This is a genomic window from Methanoculleus thermophilus, assembly GCF_001571405.1.
GTDB lineage: Archaea > Halobacteriota > Methanomicrobia > Methanomicrobiales > Methanoculleaceae > Methanoculleus > Methanoculleus thermophilus.
In genome coordinates this window covers 17,592-36,325 of the sequence record NZ_BCNX01000012.1, presented here as the reverse complement: position 1 = coordinate 36,325, position 18,734 = coordinate 17,592, and the positions used below count along the sequence as shown (strand labels likewise).

Annotated in this window: 19 protein-coding genes; 8 read left to right on the top strand and 11 right to left on the bottom strand. The window is 61.2% G+C overall.

Annotation, left to right across the window (positions count from 1 at the left end; genetic code table 11):
• Nucleotides 1-19: 19 nt before the first annotated feature.
• The gene (nrdD, locus tag MCUTH_RS10235; protein WP_066958676.1) at nucleotides 20-3,595 is read right to left on the bottom strand and encodes an anaerobic ribonucleoside-triphosphate reductase; all 3,576 of its coding nucleotides are present in this window, start codon (nucleotides 3,593-3,595) and stop codon (nucleotides 20-22) included.
• The gene (locus MCUTH_RS12115; protein WP_318010079.1) at nucleotides 3,592-3,753 is read right to left on the bottom strand and encodes a hypothetical protein; all 162 of its coding nucleotides are present in this window, start codon (nucleotides 3,751-3,753) and stop codon (nucleotides 3,592-3,594) included. The genes nrdD and MCUTH_RS12115 overlap by 4 nt, the downstream gene beginning before the upstream one ends.
• 339 nt (nucleotides 3,754-4,092) lie before the next feature.
• Between MCUTH_RS12115 and thpR the strand changes: the two genes are divergently transcribed.
• Nucleotides 4,093-4,632, top strand: coding sequence for an RNA 2',3'-cyclic phosphodiesterase (gene thpR, locus MCUTH_RS10225; protein WP_066958672.1), 540 nt, complete (start codon nucleotides 4,093-4,095; stop codon nucleotides 4,630-4,632).
• Complete coding sequence (gene cca / locus MCUTH_RS10220) at nucleotides 4,629-6,002, top strand: CCA tRNA nucleotidyltransferase (RefSeq protein ID WP_066958670.1); 1,374 nt, start codon at nucleotides 4,629-4,631, stop codon at nucleotides 6,000-6,002. The genes thpR and cca overlap by 4 nt, the downstream gene beginning before the upstream one ends.
• Before the next feature lie 170 nt (nucleotides 6,003-6,172).
• Here the strand turns inward: cca and MCUTH_RS10215 are convergent, their stop codons facing one another.
• Nucleotides 6,173-7,336 carry a chloride channel protein gene (locus tag MCUTH_RS10215; RefSeq protein ID WP_066958668.1) on the bottom strand — a complete coding sequence of 388 codons (1,164 nt, stop codon included), beginning with the start codon at nucleotides 7,334-7,336 and terminating at the stop codon, nucleotides 6,173-6,175.
• Here MCUTH_RS10215 and MCUTH_RS11895 point away from each other — a divergent pair.
• Nucleotides 7,328-7,948: a hypothetical protein gene (locus MCUTH_RS11895; protein ID WP_201784945.1), complete on the top strand. Its 621-nt coding sequence runs from the start codon at nucleotides 7,328-7,330 to the stop codon at nucleotides 7,946-7,948. The two genes, MCUTH_RS10215 and MCUTH_RS11895, sit on opposite strands and share 9 nt — an antisense overlap.
• A gap of 51 nt (nucleotides 7,949-7,999) precedes the next feature.
• Here the strand turns inward: MCUTH_RS11895 and MCUTH_RS10205 are convergent, their stop codons facing one another.
• From MCUTH_RS10205 to MCUTH_RS10190, 4 genes are read right to left on the bottom strand one after another with little or no spacing between them, the layout of a single operon-like run.
• The gene (locus tag MCUTH_RS10205) at nucleotides 8,000-9,019 is read right to left on the bottom strand and encodes a Coenzyme F420 hydrogenase/dehydrogenase, beta subunit C-terminal domain (RefSeq protein ID WP_066958665.1); all 1,020 of its coding nucleotides are present in this window, start codon (nucleotides 9,017-9,019) and stop codon (nucleotides 8,000-8,002) included.
• 5 nt (nucleotides 9,020-9,024) lie between these two features.
• Complete coding sequence (locus MCUTH_RS10200) at nucleotides 9,025-9,762, bottom strand: GltB/FmdC/FwdC-like GXGXG domain-containing protein (RefSeq protein WP_066958663.1); 738 nt, start codon at nucleotides 9,760-9,762, stop codon at nucleotides 9,025-9,027.
• Between the two features lie 5 nt (nucleotides 9,763-9,767).
• Nucleotides 9,768-11,264: a glutamate synthase-related protein gene (locus tag MCUTH_RS10195; protein ID WP_066958749.1), complete on the bottom strand. Its 1,497-nt coding sequence runs from the start codon at nucleotides 11,262-11,264 to the stop codon at nucleotides 9,768-9,770.
• Between the two features lie 17 nt (nucleotides 11,265-11,281).
• On the bottom strand, nucleotides 11,282-12,337 hold the full coding sequence (locus MCUTH_RS10190) for a class II glutamine amidotransferase (protein WP_066958661.1): 1,056 nt from the start codon (nucleotides 12,335-12,337) through the stop codon (nucleotides 11,282-11,284).
• 104 nt (nucleotides 12,338-12,441) lie between these two features.
• On the opposite strand from MCUTH_RS10190, the gene MCUTH_RS10185 reads away from it, so the two are divergent.
• Entirely contained in the window at nucleotides 12,442-13,770 is a 1,329-nt protein-coding gene (locus MCUTH_RS10185; protein ID WP_066958659.1) for a glutamine synthetase family protein, read from the top strand.
• A gap of 237 nt (nucleotides 13,771-14,007) precedes the next feature.
• Here the strand turns inward: MCUTH_RS10185 and MCUTH_RS10180 are convergent, their stop codons facing one another.
• The 4 genes from MCUTH_RS10180 to MCUTH_RS10165 all read right to left on the bottom strand — a co-directional run bounded on the left by MCUTH_RS10180 (nucleotide 14,008) and on the right by MCUTH_RS10165 (nucleotide 16,301).
• Entirely contained in the window at nucleotides 14,008-14,325 is a 318-nt protein-coding gene (locus tag MCUTH_RS10180; protein ID WP_066958657.1) for a hypothetical protein, read from the bottom strand.
• 1 nt (nucleotide 14,326) lies between these two features.
• Nucleotides 14,327-15,223: an Mrp/NBP35 family ATP-binding protein gene (locus MCUTH_RS10175; protein WP_066958655.1), complete on the bottom strand. Its 897-nt coding sequence runs from the start codon at nucleotides 15,221-15,223 to the stop codon at nucleotides 14,327-14,329.
• 188 nt (nucleotides 15,224-15,411) lie between these two features.
• Nucleotides 15,412-15,870 carry a tRNA (N6-threonylcarbamoyladenosine(37)-N6)-methyltransferase TrmO gene (gene tsaA, locus MCUTH_RS10170; protein ID WP_066958653.1) on the bottom strand — a complete coding sequence of 153 codons (459 nt, stop codon included), beginning with the start codon at nucleotides 15,868-15,870 and terminating at the stop codon, nucleotides 15,412-15,414.
• Nucleotides 15,867-16,301, bottom strand: a complete 435-nt coding sequence (locus MCUTH_RS10165; protein ID WP_066958651.1) for a ribonuclease HI family protein — start codon at nucleotides 16,299-16,301, stop codon at nucleotides 15,867-15,869. The genes tsaA and MCUTH_RS10165 overlap by 4 nt, the downstream gene beginning before the upstream one ends.
• A 137-nt stretch (nucleotides 16,302-16,438) precedes the next feature.
• Here MCUTH_RS10165 and MCUTH_RS10160 point away from each other — a divergent pair, with 137 nt between their 5' ends.
• The 4 genes from MCUTH_RS10160 (at nucleotide 16,439) to MCUTH_RS10145 (ending at nucleotide 18,721) form a co-directional block, all read left to right on the top strand.
• Nucleotides 16,439-17,143, top strand: coding sequence for a phosphoribosyltransferase (locus MCUTH_RS10160; RefSeq protein WP_066958649.1), 705 nt, complete (start codon nucleotides 16,439-16,441; stop codon nucleotides 17,141-17,143).
• Between the two features lie 18 nt (nucleotides 17,144-17,161).
• Entirely contained in the window at nucleotides 17,162-17,638 is a 477-nt protein-coding gene (locus MCUTH_RS10155; protein WP_201784944.1) for a YbhB/YbcL family Raf kinase inhibitor-like protein, read from the top strand.
• A gap of 69 nt (nucleotides 17,639-17,707) precedes the next feature.
• Nucleotides 17,708-18,199 carry a YbhB/YbcL family Raf kinase inhibitor-like protein gene (locus MCUTH_RS10150; RefSeq protein WP_066958645.1) on the top strand — a complete coding sequence of 164 codons (492 nt, stop codon included), beginning with the start codon at nucleotides 17,708-17,710 and terminating at the stop codon, nucleotides 18,197-18,199.
• 54 nt (nucleotides 18,200-18,253) lie between these two features.
• Entirely contained in the window at nucleotides 18,254-18,721 is a 468-nt protein-coding gene (locus tag MCUTH_RS10145) for a YbhB/YbcL family Raf kinase inhibitor-like protein (protein ID WP_066958643.1), read from the top strand.
• The last annotated feature ends 13 nt before the right edge of the window (nucleotides 18,722-18,734 follow it).

The following is an 18,734-nucleotide window of genomic DNA, read 5'->3' as shown; positions in this document are numbered from 1 at the left end:
AAAAAAGGTATGATCGCGGTCAGGCATCCACCTGGTCCGCAGCCGGGAAGATGCCGGCCGCCTTCCCGTGATCTGGATGCTTCGGTTTCAACTCCCGGTACTCCTTTAAGGAGACCGTCAGGTCCCGGGTGAAGGCGAAGTAACCGATCTGGGTCGTCCGGCAGAGGTTCATCGCCATCTCCATCAGCCCCCGTGGATCCGGGCGGGCCTCCCCGAGCCAGATATGGAAGATGTTCCCGCCGTCCACGATGGGGAAGAAGACGTGCTCGATCTCGATCCGCTTCGTGAGCGGGACGGGGGCCGCCGGAGTGACATGAGTCCCGTTTGTGTAGTAGATGGGGAGATCGAGCGTCGTCCCGAGCATCTCGAGCGCCCGGTCTACGTCACCCTTGATGACCCGGATGGCGTGGTCCCTGAACCGCTCGTCGAGGAGGTCGGCGACCGCGAACCGCTGGCCGGTCGTCTCCGCCGGGGTGCGGGCGAGGGCGATCGTCATGTTGTACTTCTGCGAGAGTTCACGAGCATACATCTCGAGTTCGGTCATGGTCCGGACGGCGAGGCGGAACGCGTCGCGCGACTCGTGGAGCTGGTAGCCGGTGAAGTGCTGCACCATCTCGTTGACACCGACGACCCCGATGGTGTAGACAAGCCCTTCGAGGTCCACGGCAACCGCGCCGCGCTCGCCGGTGTTCGGGTCCTTCGGGCGCTGCATCGCAAACGGCATCCGGCCGTTCGCCCGGATCAGTGACATCCAGCGGCGCTTGATCCGGAAGAGGTCGACCGCGATATCCATCAGGGACTTCAGTTCGGCGATGAGCCGCTCCTGGTTGCCTTCCGCCTTGTACGCCGCTCGCGGGCAGTTGATGGACATCACCTGCCAGGAGCCCATCGAGAAGTGCTTTCCCTCACGGAAGTAGAGTTTGTCCTCGAACTCGTCGTCCTCGTTGGCAAGCGATGAGAACTGGTAGGCGCAGCAGTTCCCGGTCACGATGCCGAGCGCGTTTGCGAATGTGTGGGTGCCGGCGACATCGACGATGTCGTAGACGTAACCGTCGGACTCCACCGGTTCTATCGAGCGGATACGGAGCGGGTGGACGTCTCCACGGGCGAGTTTCTCCATCCCGATCCCGCAGGCGACGGGGGGGAGAAGCAGCGATATCTGGATCCCCTCTATCCCGCCGGCGGAGTACCTGCTCGCGCAGGCAAGGGCCGCCTGCCCGGTTGCCCCTGCTCTCTCCGGGAGACGGGCGAAGGGCCCGTAGGTCTGCCGGCCTCGCGGCACTTCAGTACAGCATCCGGTCTCCGCGTAGAACCTCTCGATCTGCTCCTGGTCCGTGATCCTGCAGATGTAGGTTTTTTTGGGCGCCCCGATAATCTCTTCACGCTCAAGATAACTCATCTGAACGCCGATCCTTCCTGCAAGCCAGACCAGTCTCTGCGCGGCATCCCGGGAGGCAGTCTTCAGTCTGATGCTCCGTGCGGGGCGTCTGGAGGTCTTTTCCTCTCCCGCGCGGAAGGCCGCGCCGAGGTAGTCGCCCACGAGCGTATAGTCGAGATTGAAGAGGAGATCGGGGACCGATCTGTCGCGCTCAGTGGAGCCGCACCCGAGAGCGTCGATCAGAAGGTAGACCAGCTTGCTGTTGATGGCGACCTCGGTTCCCGCCGTCGTCTCGCGGATCTCCGGCTCATACCCCAGGGCGGCGCGGATGCATGCCGCGGCGTCCGTCGCAAGGTCTGAGCCCATCTTGTTGAATGCGAGCCGGACGATGTAGCGCCGCCCCGACTGCGCCCTCTGCCCGACCGCAAGGTAGTAGCCGAGGAGCGCTGCGAGTTCGCGGCTGACCGGGAGCATGCGGGGCAGACCGGCCCGCCCGCCGCTCCGGAGCCGCACCTGATCATCAGTGATGCGGATCGCATCAGCATGGCCCGCCTTTGAAAGAGTCTTTGCGACATCGATCTCCGTCGTCAGCCTCTCGCAGAACTCGCTGGTCTTCAACACCGGCAGGTAGTCGCCGACATTGAGATCTTCTGCTGCCGCTCTCTCGAACCTCGCTCCTCTCAGGACATAGACCGGATGATCAGGGGTGACGGTGATCTGCCGCCCCGACTCCAGGGTGATCCGGAGAAGGTCGCCGGTATATCTCTGGCGCATCACGCCGCGGAACGGGCGAAGCGATGACTCCAGGGTTGTGAAATCGACGCTCGGCGCCTTTCCATCATAGTAGGCGAGCTCTGTTCCGAACGAGTCGATCCGTCTTCCGTTCTTTGCGGCAACGGTGAAGAGGTCGCGGATCGCCCTGACGGCGATCCGACCGTCATGATCGGCCACCGGGATCAGTTCGTCCCCCGAAAGACATTGGTAGCACGAGATTCCCTCCCCGGCGCCCCGGTAGGCGGGGATCTGGTTGTCGTAGTAGGGGGTGCCGTACTTGGACGCGAGCTCGAACGTCATCAGGTAGAGGTCATGGTAGGTCGGGAGATCCGGGTGCTTGCGGTTGAACTCCTCGTCCTCGGTGAGGAAGTCGGGCTCGATGCTGATCTCGGGCTTGGGGAAGGAGAAGGGTTTGCCCCAGTAGTCCCCCTCGAGCATCACCTCCATCAGCGCCTTGAAGAGGAGCCGGACTTCCCGCTCGAACTCACCGTAGGTCCGGAGCGGCGCCTGCTTCCCATCCCAGACCTTGCCGCGGTAGACGCAGGGCTTGTCTTTCCAGAGGGTCGGGACGCCGGGAGAGAGCTGGACCGACGAGAAGACCACCTGGCCGCCGCGGGCGACCATCATCTGGGTCATCTCGTAGACGAACATCTGCATCAGCTGCTTGATCTCCTCGTAGTCCATCCCCTCGAAGTAGGGCGCCATGAATGTGAGGAAGTTGTAGTAGCCCTGACCGCCGGCAAAGTTCGTCTGGGCGGAACCGAGCGCCTTGACCGCGTGGAGTACCGCCACCTCGGCCCTCTTCGCCGGGCCGGCCACCGAGGCCTTCGTCCCGTTGCCGTCGGGCATCAGGCCGTAGTAGAAGAAGTAACGCAGGTCCCAATCCTGGCAAAACGGGCGAGTACCAAAGTATTCCAGGTCGTGGATGTGGAGATCGCCGCGGAGGTGGTGGTCCGCAAGCTCCGGAGGGAGCTGCAGGAGATACTGCTCCTTGCTGATCTTGTCCGCCTTCTTCTTGTGCGAGGTCTCGGCATTCTCCTGGAGATTGGCGTTGTCGTGGGCCTCAAACCCTCTCCCCACATCGATGAGGTGCGCATCAAAGACCGGGGTTCCCACCCTCGTGCAGACATTCCGGTAGGGGACCAGGCCGCGCTCAAGAAGCGTCATGTTGACGATCTCGCGGATCAGCGGACCGGAAAGCGACTGCAGACCGAGCATCTGGATCTTCTTCTCAACCAGCCGGGCGATCTCCTTTGCCGTCTCCTCATCCGCTCCCTTGTAGCCGTAGAAGACCTCTACGAGTCGGCTTTCCTCGACGATCTGCCGGATGATCCTGTTCCTGTCCCAGTCGAGGAGGTAGCCCCGCGAAGTCCTGACTTTCGGAAAAGTGGGGACGAAGTCCCCAAATAAGGTCGCCTGCGTCGACTTACGAGCCAACCTCATGCCCCCGCGATCAGATTGGCAACAAAGTCCTCTCGGAGTGCGCCTTCGCTGAAGAGGTCACTGGATGTATAGAACGTATCGCCCTTCTGCAGTACCGGCGCTTCCTGCACGAATACACCGTTCATGCGAAGTTCTGTCAGCGCCTCGATGGATGCCATGTCACACTCGGTGTAGGCAACCCCTCTTGAGGCCAGAAATTCTTTTAGAATTTCGCAGTTCGGGCAAAATTCAAGTGTATAAACGATAAATTGCGCTGTATCGGATATGGTAATACCCCCGGGAGTCAGTTGTTAAGATTTGGTTTCATCTCGATATATCATCTGTTATTCGATGCTGTGCATGGATTCATAATGGGGGCGGTCCCCTGTATCACGCTGGGGAGCCCCGGGATAAATATCCACCGAACTCTTCTTTCAACGCCGATTCGCCGTGTTTTTTCGGGCGCGCCTCCGCTGAACAATCATCTTTTGTATGGTGAAGCACGATAGTACGGTAATATGGTCAGGACGTTCGTTGCAATCGATCTCGCGGGGGATATCCGCGAGAAGGCTCGTCTGTCGCAGGAGATTCTGGCGAAGTCCGGCGGTCGCCTCGCCATCGTCGATCCCGCAAATCTTCATATTACACTCAAGTTTCTGGGTGAAGTTGACCCGTCAATGATTGAGCCGATCATCGATGCGCTCCGGGCTGTCAGGGCCGATCCCTTCGAGTTGACGGTCGGGTGTGCGGTCTGCAATCCACCACAGAGACCCCGGGTGGTCTGGTGCGACGTCACAGACAATGGCGAGAGTGCCGCTCTCGCCCGGGAGATCGATGATCTCCTTGCACCGCTCGGGTTCCCCCGCGAAAAACGCCCATTCCGGCCTCATGTGACCCTTGCGCGGGTGAAAGAGTACCACCCCTCCCTCTCCTCGCAGGTGGCGTGCACTCCCCGTGAACCGCTTGGGAGATTCCGGGTGGAGAGCATCAAACTCAAGAAGAGCACGCTCACGCCCCGCGGATCGATATACGAGGATCTCGCGGAGGTTCCGCTGTGACCCGATACCCTTGCGAGGAGGAGGTGCTCAAACAGATCCGCCCCACGCCTGAAGAGCGGACCTACATCCGGACGATGGGGAAACGCCTGATCGAGGCGGTGGAGCGGTCGGGGATGGCGAAGGCGATGATGGTAGGGTCGGTCGCCCGCGATACATTCGTCCGGGGCGATCGGGACCTTGACATCTTCATGCTCTTTGACCCCTCTCTCTCCCGCGAAGAACTCCAGGAGCAGGGTCTAGCGCTCGCGCACCGGGTCGCCGAGGAGTTCGGCGCGACCTGGCGCGAGAAATACGCGGAGCACCCTTACGTCAACGCAACGATCAACTCGCTCGATATCGATCTCGTTCCCTGTTACGCCGTCGAAAGCGCCACCAAGATCAAGAGCGCCGTGGACCGGACTCCGTTTCATACCCGCTACATACTCTCGCACATAGGCGACTACGCCGACGACGTCCTTCTCTTAAAGCAGTTTGCGAAGGCAGGCGGGGTTTACGGATCGGATCATATGACCGAGGGGTTCTCGGGCTACCTCTGCGAACTGCTGACGATCTATTACGGTGGGTTCCACCCGCTCCTCGAGGCCGCCGCCCGCTGGCGGCCGGGGGAAGTGATCGATATCGAGAAGCACGGGACGAAGGAGTTTGAGGACCCGCTCGTCGTCATCGATCCGGTCGACCCGGAGCGGAACGTGGCGGCGGCGCTCTCACTCTCGCGGATGTTCGAGTTTGCCGAACTCGCACGCGGCTACCTTGCCGAGCCGTCGATAGAGTTCTTCTGCCGGCCGGATTCGCCCCCGCTCACCCGGGAGGTCTTCACCCGTCTCCTCGCCGCCCGTGGGACGCATCTCTTCACGCTCACCTTCAAGACGCCGGACTACACCCCCGATACGGTGGTGCCTCAGCTTCGGAAGTCCGCTGAATCGATCCGGGAACTCCTGGAGCGGAGCGAGTTTGCCGTCAATCGTATCGATGTCTGCATGGGGGAAGAGCGGTGCATGCTCCTCTTTGAGCTGATGAACGAGACCGTCCCGGTGATGCGCCGGCACATCGGCCCGCCGCTCTGGTCGCGGGGAAACGCTGAGAAGTTCCTCGCAAAGTATGTTCGTGAAGAGGTCTTTGCCGGACCCTACGTCGAGGAGGGCCGCTACGTGGTGGAGGTTCCTCGCACGTTCACCCGGGCCGTAGACCTTCTGCGGTCCAGGACCCTCTTTGAGGTTGCCCTCGGCAAACACGTCCGCCGCTCGATGAAGCAGGGCTGGACGGTGAAGGTCGGTGTGGAGTGCTGGGATGAGGAGTTTGCTGAGTTCATCTCGAGGTTCCTCGCGCGGTCGTCGCCTCTTGCGAGAATCATGAGGAGGACGGGGAAATGAGAGGGCTCGCCCGAACCACGACAAACTCCTCAATTGCGGCTATGCCGTAGCGCCCGTCCCGGTAGAAAGGTTAGGCGGGCGCGGCACAGACCATCCGTTACTTTTTTGCAGATATCATCGACCGTTTCATCGGGGAGACCTCAGTTACCATCTTACCAACGGCCCTGCGTTTACGGCACGCTCCCTGTGTCTCCTCCGTTGCCATCGTGAGGAAACATCTCGATCTTTCTGGTGGCGTAATACCCGGTTACGGTCGCGATGGCGACGATGATCAGGACCTCCCATTGCAGGAAGACGAGCGCCACGATCGGGATCACCGCGGCCGGGGCCTTGAGGACGCAGACGATCATTCCTGCCATGACGGCGGGAACGGCGACGGCCGGCGGGATCGCAGGGATCAGGAGGCTGACGGCGAGACCGAGCGTCCCGCCCGCAAAGATCAGCGGAAAGATCGGCCCGCCCTTGAAAACCGTCGCCATGCACCATGTGCTCGCGAGAATCTTTGCCGCGACGAGCAGGAGCAGCACGGCCGCACCTGCAGCTGCTCCCGTCTCAAGGACGGTCTTGAACTCGTTCTGTCCCGAGAAGAGCACGAGCGGAAAGACCATCCCGGCAATACCGAGCCCGACACCCCCGGCTAGACCCCTGATCAGGTGCTGCCCGGCAAGGGGTGTCATGAGGCGGTGAAAGAGACGGAATGCTCCGATGAAGAGGGCGCCCGCCGCCGCACCGGCAAGCCCGAGGATCGCGGCGTAGACAAGGTATAGCGGGAAGAATTCTCCAAGCGGTGGAAGCGGATAGAGGGCACCGCCTGCAGTCTTGGTGATCTGAAGGTAGATCGCAAACCCCGCAAGGGCACCGGCGATACCGGCGATTGAGAGCGTCCGCACCCGGCTCCGCAGCCGGTCGCCGGCAAGGGTGCCCATGCTCCCGCCCATATCGATGGCGGCCACCTCGGGCCCGAGACTCGCCCCGAAGATCAGCGAGAGGTAGATGGCGAGCAGCCCGGCGGGAAGGTGCCGCGGCTCGAACCGGCCGGTTTTCTGAAACTCTACAATACTCTGCTGGAGCAGCAGCACGTGGTCGCCGAAGACGTGCAGGCAGAGCCCGACCAAAAGACCGCCCGCGGTCGAAAGGACCAGAGGAAAGAGAGGAACAGGGAACGAGTCTGGCCATAAAAGAGCCTCTCCGAGCCTCTGTACCTCGAGAAAGAGCACCATCGCTCCGGCGGCCGTGACGGCGATCAGGATGGCGGCGAGCACGAACCGGGGTGAGTACCGCTCGACCCCGTCTCCGCCGGGCGGGGCTGCGGTGCTGTCTCCGGGATGGTTCACGTCTCTCCCTTATGTCGGACGGGTATATATGCCGACCGCGAGCGGTTCCGCGGGGGGAGAGATAGGGTACCCGAGCCGTTCCAGAGACTTCTGCGGCGCTTCTCTGAAGATGCAGGCCGGGAAGACATCTGCCCGGTCTTTATGCAGGGTGCCGGGCTCATCCCGGAGCGATTACGATGGCCTGATATCCCATTGGAATGGTACCCTTCTTCTATGAACGTGACACAAACCGGAAGACTCATCGGTTTCGGCATCCTCACCTGGCTCCTTCCTTTCCTCCTCTCGCTCCTCTTCTATTCGCCGGAGGGTATACCGCTCTACGACGTCTTCCTGATCAAGACAATCCTCCTTGTCTTCTCTACAGCCCTCGGGGTCTTCCTCATCCTGGTCTACTTTGGGAATATTCACGCCCATTTTGTCCGGGAAGGTATCCTGCTTGGTATCGTCTGGCTGCTGATCAACTGGGTGCTCGATATCCTCATCCTCCTGCCCCTCGCAGGGATGGATTTCGGCACCTACATGGCGCAGGTCGGGGTGCGATACCTGAATATCCCGATCATCGCCACAGGTATTGGGTATGCAGCAGAACAGGCCGCACAAAGGACAGGGTAGCCTCTCCGGCATCCTGTCTTTACGTTTCTAAATTCCCGAATAAAAAAGAGATTATTCCTGTCGCCGCTCTGCCTTCTTCGCCGCCAGGCGCTCGATGACGGCGAGGTCGACGTTGCTGCCGGTCGAGAGTTTGCCCCGCCAGACCGCGCGGTCGACGAAACCCCGGCCGATATCGTTCCGGATGATGAGTGTCGTGTAGCCGCCCGGTGACCCGACGGCCCCGGCTGAAACGTCCGCCTCAACGGCCGTGAAGTCGGTGCAGACATGGCACCCGGGCCGGACCGCTTCCTCCAGTTCGGCAAGCGGGATGGAGAGCTGCCGCTCATCCTGCAGGTAGACGTCCAGTTTCCCCTTGATATCGAGGCGGTTGATCTCCCAGGGCTCGATCTCCCTCTCCGACTGCAGTTTTCCTTCGACCAGTTTCGCGTAGTCGAAGGTCTCCGTGCAGAAGAGACCGATCACGAGCCGGATCGCCTTTGCATAGGGCCGAAGAAGGTCATGCTCGCTGGTTCTGATCGCCTGTGTCGCCCGTGCCACGCAGGGCACGCCCACCACGGCGATCCGCCGGTACTTCCGGGTGACCACTGCCTCCTTGAGGGATGCGAGAAGCGGCACCCACCAGGAGTAGCGGCTTCCGGCATGCAGGACGAGCTCTTCTGCAGAAGTGATCACCGCGGAGGACGGCTTCATCGTCCAGGGATCACGCGTCACCGTGACGACCGCATCGATCAGCCCCTCTTCGAGGGCGTTCACGAGGATTGCCGTCACGGCACCACCGCTCTGTTTCCGCTCGACCGGGAAGGCCGACCGGGCCGCAACGATATCCATGTACGGCCCGAGCATCTGGCCCTGCCCTGCAAGGTCCACTCTCGGGCAGGCCGCGTAGCATGCCCCACAGGGGACGCTGTCGTTGTCAGCCTTGCAGTAGCCGATGTTCACCGGTGCATCGGTGTTCCCCGGTTCGAACCGGAGGGCATCCGCCGGACAGACCGCCACGCACGCCCCGCACCCGGAGCAGAGGTCCGTCTTCCAGACCTCGGACTCCAGATCTTTGTATGTCTTCATCTCCATGCCTATCACTCCCACGTATACTTCCCGGCAAAGGGCCGTGCGCTCGCAGGGACGATCCGGGTATAGTCAGCGTTCACGAGTGGCTCCGGCTCGAGCCCGAAGTCGGCGGCAAACTCCCGGAGCACCGGGGCGATCCGTCTTCTGTCTTCCTCGGTGAGCGGGACCTTCTTTGCCCCTGAGGCAAGATTGGCATCATCCACGTCGCCGCGAATGATGATCTCTCCGCCGTGGATGCCGCTTCCGATCTCGTGTGCCTTCATCTTTCCATTGAGGTCGAGAACGATGAGAAGGCCACCGGCCATATATTCGCCAAGGAACGTCTGAGCGGATCCTCCGACGACCAGAACGGGGCGCTGCGCCTCGTACTGCTTCATGTGGATTCCGCCGCGGTAGCCTATGTCTCCGCGGACGAAGACCTTGCCGCCCCGCATACTGTGTGCCACCGCATCTCCGGCACTCCCGTGGATAACTACCTTTCCGCTATCCATCGTGTTGCCGGGCGCGTGCTCAGCGTTGCCGTGGACGATGACGGTCGGCCCGCTCATGAACATGGCAAGGTCGCCGCCTGCGACACCGTTGACCCGGATGGTAGCGTTCCCGCGAAGACCATCGCCGATGAACCGCTGTCCGAGGACGTTGTTGATGACGATCTCGTCAGCACCGTCTTCAATGGCCTTTCTGATCTGCTGGTTCAAGGGCGTGTAGTGCATCCCCTTCGCATCAATAACAACTTGTTTTGCCATTCTGCTCACGCTCCCACGGGTTTCACGTCGAGTACCTTCAGGAGTCCCTCGTCGAGCATGTAGCCCCGGAGCCGGTCGCGGTTGCCGCGCAGGCTCTCGATGCTGTTGATGCCGGCTGCTCCCATCAGTTCGGTGATCTCAAGCGTCCATGCGTGGATCAGGTTTGCGATCTGCTTCGATGCCACGTCAGGGTTCAAGCGGTCCACGAGATCCTGGCGCTGGGTCGCGATACCCCATGGACAGAGGCCCTGATAGCAGTTTCCACAGACACGGCAACCCATCGCCACAAGGGCTGCGGTTCCGATGTAGACTGCATCTGCACCGAGGGCGATCGCCTTCATGACGTCCGTGCTCTCCCGGATGCTGCCGCAGGCGATGAGGGAGACCTCGTTCCTGAGCCCCTGCCGGCGAAGTTCCTTATCTGCTGTCGCGATGGCGACCTCGATCGGGATGCCGACGTGGTCACGGAAGACCCGCGGTGCCGCTCCGGTGCCGCCCCGGAACCCGTCGATCGCGATGGCGTCAACCCCGGAACGGGCGACGGCCGCCACGTTCTCGGCGTTGTTGTTGACGGCGGCGATCTTTGCGAAGATTGGCTTCTTCCGTCCCGTCGCCTCCTTGACGGCGTTGACGAGCTGGGGGAGGTCCTCGATACCGTAGATGTCGTGGTGCGGTGCAGGGCTGATCGCATCGCTGCCCTGCGGGATCATCCTCGTCCGGGCGACGTCCGCGCTCACCTTCTCGCCGGTGAGGTGCCCGCCGATGCCGGGCTTTGCACCCTGGCCGAGTTTGAGTTCGATGGCGGCGCCGCGCTCAAGGTAATCGATGTTCACACCAAACCGCCCGGATGCGACCTGGACGATCATCCTGTCCTGGTAGGGGTAGAGACCTGGGTGTAGTCCTCCTTCGCCGGTACCCATGTAGGTGCCGGTCTCCCTTGCCGCCCGGGCCATCGCGATGTGGGCGTTGAGGCTGATCGCACCGAAACTCATGTGGCCGAGCAGGATCGGCGTCTCAACCATGAGGTTCGGGGTGAGTTCCGTGGTGAGTTCGACGTCGCCGTTCGATTTCTTCTGGAAGTCGAGTTTCCCCGGTTTCTTCCCGAGATAGGTCCGGAGCTCGACGGGCTCGCGGAGCGGGTCGGTCGGCGGCGTGGTGACCTGGCAGGCGTCCAGCATCAGGTGGTCGAAGATGATCGGGAGATCGACGACGCTGCCCATCCCGGCGAGGATGATCTTACCCGTCCGGGACTGGTTGTAGATTGCCTCCCTGACCGTCCGGGTCCAGACGGGGTGGCTCCGGTAGTCGCACGGGTGCTCCTCAAGCATGATGGCATCCCGGGGGCAGTAGGTGAGGCACCGGTGACAGGCGGTGCACTTCCGGGAGTTGATCAGGATCCGATCGCCGTCGCGCCGGAAGACTCCGTAGGAACAGTTCTCAATACACCGCCCGCACTCCATACACTGATCACGGTCGATCGTGATCCGGTAGCGCAGCGGCATACTGCCGAAGTTGCTGCTCACTGGGCAACCCTCCCGATCACCGGCTCTCCTGCAGCCGGCCGCGTGATTGACTCCACCTTAGGCTCCATGGCGCGGATCGCCACCTCTTCGCTTGCGATATAGAGGCGGTCACCGCATTCGCCGACGACCATCGGGCGAAGTTTGCCCCGATCGGTGAACCCGACCATCATCTCGGGGTTCGCGGCCAGGACGGTGAACGGTCCGTTCATTGTCGCGGAACCGTAGGCGAACCGGAGAGCGCGGTTCAGTTTCTGCTCGGCCTCGGGCATCTGGTCGATATCCTCCCAGTAGGGTGGGGCGAACGCCCGGATTGCGAGGTTGATGTCAAGTCCGTGCCGCCGCACAAGGAGGTCGAGCATGTATGCGATGACTTCGCTGTCGGTGGACATCGAGCAGGTGTAGCCGAAACTCTCGACGTAGTGCCGGTTGGTCCCGTAGGAGGTGATCTTACCGTTCTCCACAACACTCCAGTCGTGCAGGTTGAATGGGTCGGGCCGGTCCCACAGTTCCGGGTTCGACGTCGCATAGCGGTTATGCGCGAGCCAGATGTAGCCCTCGTAGTCCTCGATCCGGTAGTAATTCGCCACATCCTCCGGCCAGCCGCTGGCCTTGAAGACGCCGACATTCTTGCCGGACGAGACGATCTTGGCACCTTTTGCACTCGCGTTGATCTGCATCACAAGGTTTGCAATGACATCTTTCTCGGGCGATTCACTGCCCGGCGCCGCAAGAGATGGGTCTGGCTTGAAGAAGTAGCGCCAGGGGGTGCTGTTTACCCGGAGGTTTGGCTGGTCGTAGGTGGGGATCGCCTCGTCGTGCTCGATCGTTCCCCACTGCTCCAGCGTTGCGTCGACAACTGCCTTGCTCTCGCACGCGTTGTCGAAGAGGATATGGAGCGCGTAGCAGTCCCGGTAGTCAGGGTATATGCCGTAGGCGACGTACCCGGCCCCCTCGCCGCTACCACGCTCGTTCATCATGGAGAGGGCTTCCCGGATGCCGGAACCGTCCATCATCTGGCGCCCCTTATCCATTACACCAAATATGCCGCACATGGTAAACACTCAATAAGTTAATGCTCTGTTGCTGTTTTCTGAACTTACTAGGGAGTATTTGTGTCAATAGATATTTATTTCATCGGATAGAAGTAACCTTCCACATGTCCCGCGATGCCACTTCTGCGATGCTTGAGCGTATTGAAAAGGATAATGTCAAATTCCTTCGGTTGCAGTTCACCGACCTCCTCGGCATGCCTAAAAACGTCGCTATCCCGGTGAAGCAGGCGGAGAAGGCCCTGACCGGGGGTATCGGTTTTGATGGGTCCTCGATCGAGGGGTTCGTCCGGATCGAGGAGTCCGATATGGTGCTCAAACCCGACCTCTCGACCTACACGCTCCTGCCCTGGCGATCCCGTGAGTGTGCAGAGGCGCGTTTCGTCTGTGATGTCTACCTGGCTAACGGGAGACCGTTCGAGGGTGATCCACGCTACGTCCTCCGACGGGCGATGGAGGATGCGGCGAAGGATGGCTACGTCTTCAATACCGGACCGGAACTCGAGTTCTTCCTCTTCAAGATGCTCGACGGGCGGCCGACGACACAGTTCCAGGACGTCGGCGGCTACTTCGACCTTGCGCCGACCGACCTTGCCGAGGACGTCCGACGTGAGATCATCCTCGCCCTCACCGAGATGGGATTCGAGATCGAGGCCTCCCACCACGAAGTCGCCGAGAGCCAGCACGAGATCGACTTCAAGTACAGCGACGCTCTCCATACCGCCGACAACGTCATCACGTTCAAGTTTGCGGTCAAGACGATGGCGCTGATGCGCGGCCTGCACGCCTCCTTCATGGCAAAACCGATCTACGGCATCTGCGGGAGCGGGATGCACACCAACTGCTCGCTTGCAAAAGACGGAGTGAATGCCTTCTTCGACCCGGACGCCCCCCTCCAGCTCTCGGAGACCTGCATGCACTTCATCGCCGGGCTGCTCAAACACGCCCGGGCCATCACCCGGGTCGCGAACCCGACGATCAACTCCTACAAGCGGCTCGTCCCCGGATATGAGGCCCCCTGCTACGTCAGCTGGAGCGCAAGCAACCGTTCGACCCTGGTCCGGGTCCCGGCACCGCGAGGCAACAGCACCCGGGTCGAGTTCCGAAGCCCCGACCCCACCTGCAACCCCTACCTCGCCTTTGCGGCGATGCTCACCGCAGGGATGGAGGGTGTCCGCCAGAAGATTGAACCCCCGGCCGGCGTCGATAAAAACATCTATCACATGACCCCCGAAGAGCGGAGACGCGCCGGGATCGAGACCCTGCCGGGCGATCTCGCCGAGGCACATCAGGCCCTGCTCGCCGACGACCTCATCTGCAGGGCTCTCGGTCCGCACGTCGTCGAGGCCCTCACGAACGTCGCAAACGCTGAGTGGGATGCCTACAGGACGATGGTCCACCCCTGGGAGCTTGATCGCTACCTGGCGACATACTGATCCCTTTTTTTGACCCGTTCTGAAAGCCCCTTCTCGTTCTCACACCCAGGGGTTCTCAAACACCGGAGTTTTATTCATCGCTCTCCGCGTGAGTCTATAATACATAGAGGGTGGCCAAATCTCACGCGAAGCCGTGTGATGTGGTGGATGACTGTTGGGGTCTCCATTGGAGTCTTTGCGTGACGCCGCGTCGGCATCAAGAAAAAGAAGGTATTAGTAATCCTGGGGGCAGGCGGGCTAGCAGCACTGCTTATTGCCCGCCTCATCCCCTTCAAGGAGGAGTCTCCCGAAGATCATCCGTTCGAGCACGGTGGCAACGTACTTCATCTGCTGGGCTGCCTCCATATTCTCGTAGCGGTGGATGTCGGCATAGACCTGCAGGCGGACGAGGCCGAATCGGAGACGGTCGAGGTCTTCGTCTCCAAGTTCAGCGGCCTCACGGTAGACGGGTTCAAGCAGGAAGGGGAACTCCTCGAAGTTCAGAAGGGCCTCGGTGACCTTCGAGAATATGGGGAGGGGTTCCTCCTGTCCGGCGAGAATCCGCAGATAATCCATCTTATTCCTCGATCTCTTTCACAAGGGCTTCCATGATGGCGTCGAAACTCTTCCAGGTGGGGTTGTCCTTGGCCCGACGGATGATGAAGGGTCTTCCTTCGTCCGCAGCTTTGCGCATCTCGGGGTCGAGCGGGATGGCGCCGAGGAAGGGCACGCCGAGTTTCTTAGCCTCTCTCTCTCCGCCGCCCTTCCCGAAGACGTCGATCTCCTCCTTGCAGTGGGGGCAGATGAATCCGCTCATGTTCTCGACGATCCCGAGCACCCGGAGATCGAGTTTCTTGATGAATTCTACGGCCTTGCTCGAATCGAGGATCGCAACGTCCTGCGGGGTGGTGACGATGACCGCGCCGGCGATATTCGGGGCGAGCTGGGCGACGGTGAGCGCTTCGTCACCCGTGCCGGGCGGGAGGTCGACGATCAAGTAGTCGAGGTCGCCCCAGTTGACGTCCTCGAGGAACTGCCGGATGACCGCCATCTTCATCGGTCCGCGCCAGATCACGGGGGTGTTGCGCTCAGGAAGCAGGAACGCCATGGAGATGACCGCGAGGTTGCCGGTGATCCTGACCGGTTCGATGATCTTCCCGTCGAAAGATTGCAGGCGCGCGTCCTCGGCCCCGAGCATCTTCGGGATATCCGGGCCGTGGATATCGAGGTCGATCAGACCGGTGTTGTAGCCGCGGTTGGCAAGAGCGTAGGCGAGGTTCGTCGAGACCGTGCTCTTTCCGACCCCTCCTTTTCCTGAGAGGACGAGAACGACATGCTTTACACTCATCTTGGCTTTCGGCGGGAGGTCTCTTGGGGCGTTCGCATTTCTCGGGTCCCCGCATCCGGCTGCCGACGGGCAGCCGGCACAGTTCCCGGCACAGGTTTCCTTATTGGGTTCGTTTGTCTGAGTCATAGGAAGTATCCTCTGCGATATAGTATCCTTCACAAGAAGGATCTAAAGCTACTATATGTTAACGGCAAAAGTCACAAAAATGTATAGTTGATGGCAAATAGTCCTGTTCTGCCCGGGGCAGCCGTTTCGGGTATGGGGTCGGTCCGAAAGCAGGGATTTCTTTTGATCATAAGGGGGCACGGCCTTGCCTATGCCGCCCCGGACCCTGCCTCCTTTTTGATCCGCCACCCGCCGGTCGCCCCGGGGATGCAGTCGATCTCGGGGGAGTAGGGCTTGATGTCGAGGACCGGGGTGCCGTCCAGGGCGTCGAGTCCCCTGACGACCAGGACGCCACCGTTCCGTCGGACCAGGTCAACGATCCCGAGCCCGATCGGATTCGGCCGGGCGGGTGAACGGGTCGAAAAGACTCCTCTCTCCCGGGTCTCGCCCGGCGGCGTTGCACGAAGCAGTCCCCGCTCCGCCCGATCGAGCCAGTAGAGTACGATGAGGTGGCTGCTCCGCTCGATATCCTCTAGTCCCGGGAGATACGCGTCATAAATGTGGATCTCCGCGACGGTATCCACAAGGCGCCCCTGGCGTGGGGCGTCGCCCCTGACCCGATAGGGTGAGCGGACGAAACCGATGGGGACGCACTCGACCGTCGTCATTGCCTTTGTCTCCTCTGCTGCTCGGCATCAAGCGTCTCGTTGCAGAGGCGGTCCGCGACCTGGATACAGGGATGCTCCCTTGGAACACTCTCGAACCTGACCTCTGAAAACTCGCGAACCAGACGCCGCACCTCGTCTGCAAGGGCTGCAAGATGCTCTTTGGTGATGCGGTACTTCCCGGTGAGCTGGCGGACGATGAGCTCCGAGTCCGACCTGACGACGACTCTCTCGCGGGTGAACTCCCGTGCGGCGGAAAGACCGTTGATGACAGCATGGTACTCGGCCACGTTGTTCGTGGCCGTTCCGATATACTCCGATCGACCGGCAACAACCGAGCCGTTTTTCACAATCACGTATGCCCAGGCGGCATCTCCCGGGTTGCCCCGCGATGCGCCATCGGTGTACAGCCTCACTGAATCTCTCGTCGTCACGGATGCTCCTCCCGGTCAGATCTTCTCCGCACCATCTGCCGTGATCATCGATCTTTGTGGAGTTATTGATATCGCTCTCCCGGCGGATGAAATCAGCCACCAAAAGATGTTAATATCCTATTGCAATACTGGGGCGTATGCTGGATATGGGCAGGATCATTGAGGATAATTCGCTGCGGGACCGGTTGGGAGTCTTTGAAGATCGGACTGACGCCGGAAGGCGCCTTGCGGCGTTCCTCTCGCCGCTCGAGATGATCGTCGAACCGGTGGTCTGTGCTATCCCGGCCGGGGGGGTGCCGCCGGGGCTTGAGGTGGCGCGGGCGCTCGGGGCCCCACTCCGCATGGCGGTGGTCCGGAAGGTGCAGTTCCCCTGGAACCCGGAGGCGGGGTTCGGTGCGGTGACCTGGGACGGGCGGGTCTTCCTGAATCGTGCTCTCATGGCCGGGCTCGGCCTTTCGGAAGCAGAAGTGGATGCTGCTGTTGCGAGGGCAAGAAAGAGTGTGGAAGAGCGTGTAGAGAGGTTCTCCGGCGGCCGAGAGGCTCCGAACCTCGAAGGCCGGACCGCGATCCTGATCGACGACGGTCTCGCAACCGGATATACTATGCTTGCGGCCATCGAGGCGGCCCGGACCGAGTCGCCCAAAACGATCGTCGTGGCGGTCCCTACCGGCTCACTGCACGCCGTCAATTTCATCGCCAGGAAGGCGGACCTCGTTGTCTGTCCAAATATCAGGACCGGCCGCACCTTTGCAGTGGCGGAGGCGTACGGGCGGTGGCACGATCTCTCCGACCAGGAGGTGCAGGAGTTGCTGATCCAGGCCCGGGACATGGGGCTCTTCTGATGCATGTGGAGTATGGCGATGGAGCCTTTAACGGTGATACTGAATTTCGGTGTCTTTCCGGTGGAGCATACCTGCGACGGCGCCAACAGGTCCCCTGCGATCACGATCCTCGGTGTGAAGACGCCGTATCTTGCAATCGTCATGGAGGACCCCGACGCCTCGCGAGGTGCGTTCACCCACTGGATTATCTGGAACATCCCGGCCGCGGAGAGGATCCCTGAGGGCCTGCCGACGGAGAGCATCCTCTCGGAACCGATTACGGCAGTCCAGGGGACGAACGACTCCGGAAAGGTCGGCTACACCGGCCCCTGCCCTCCTCAAGGAGAGTCGCACCGCTATCTCTTTCGGATATACGGACTTGATGCCCCCCTCAACCTGCCTCCAGGAGCCGATCGGATCGCTCTAGGGCGTGCAATGGGGGATGTCATCCGGCAGTACGGCGAGGCTGCCGCGGCTTATGGGAGATCGAGCGAGGAAATGCCGCCCCGCTGCTAGACCCGATCCCCCATCTGCCGTAACAGGTATATACGAATCTTCCCATTGGGTGCCCAGAAGGTAACGAGTATGCGGAACCTGACCATAAAGATCGATTTTGATGAGTTTCCACCGGAGCATACCTGCGATGGGGAGGACATCTCGCCAAGGATAAGGGTTCTCGGGTCGAAAGCCCCCTACCTTGCGGTCATCATGGACGATATCGATGCTCCGCGGGGCACGTTCACCCACTGGCTTGCCTGGAACATCCCTTCGACCGATGAGATTCCGGAGGGCATCCCACAGGAGCCCCGACTCTCCCATCCGGTCTCTGTGGTCCAGGGTATGAACGACTTCCGGAGGACCGGTTACGGCGGTCCCTGTCCGCCGAAGGGTGCGCCGCACCGCTTTATCTTCCGGGTCTATGGCGTGGAGCGGGAACTCGATCTCCCTCCCGGCGTTGATCGTACCCGACTTGTGGGGGCGCTCGCGACGGCCGCGACCGAGTACGGTGAGGCGATGGCGATCTACGAGCGCAAAACCGTCTCCGGCATCAGACCCCCGGCCGGGCGCCGGGTCTGAGGCGTTTGTGGTCTTCCGCAACCTATTTCATTCTCCTGTGCGGAAGACTCCCGTATGACCTCCAGAGTTGCCACACTGGTCGTCTCTCTCCGTTCGGCAGAGTTTCCCATCTGGAACACCTGCGATGGCGCCGATCTCTCTCCTGAACTGAGGATCCGCGGTCTAACGGATGAGATGCACTCGATAGCGGTCTTTGCGCTGAACCCCTTCGAACCCGGATGCTCTTTTACAACCTGGATCATCTGGAACCTCTCGCCGTCGCCACTGATCCCGGAGGGCATCCCCAAGCAGGGCGTCGTGACGACTCCGGTGAATGCCGTCCAGGGGACGAACGACTATGGGAGCGTCGGGTGGCGGGGCCCCTGTCCGCCTCGGGGTGAGACGCATCGCTACCTCTTCAAAGTCTACGGGCTTGATGATATGCTCGACCTCGCGCCCGGCGCAAACAAGCACGACCTCATCGATGCCATGAGGGGGCACGTCCTCGGGTTCGGCGAGACCGCCGCCATGTACTCCCGGTGACCGCACGCACCAT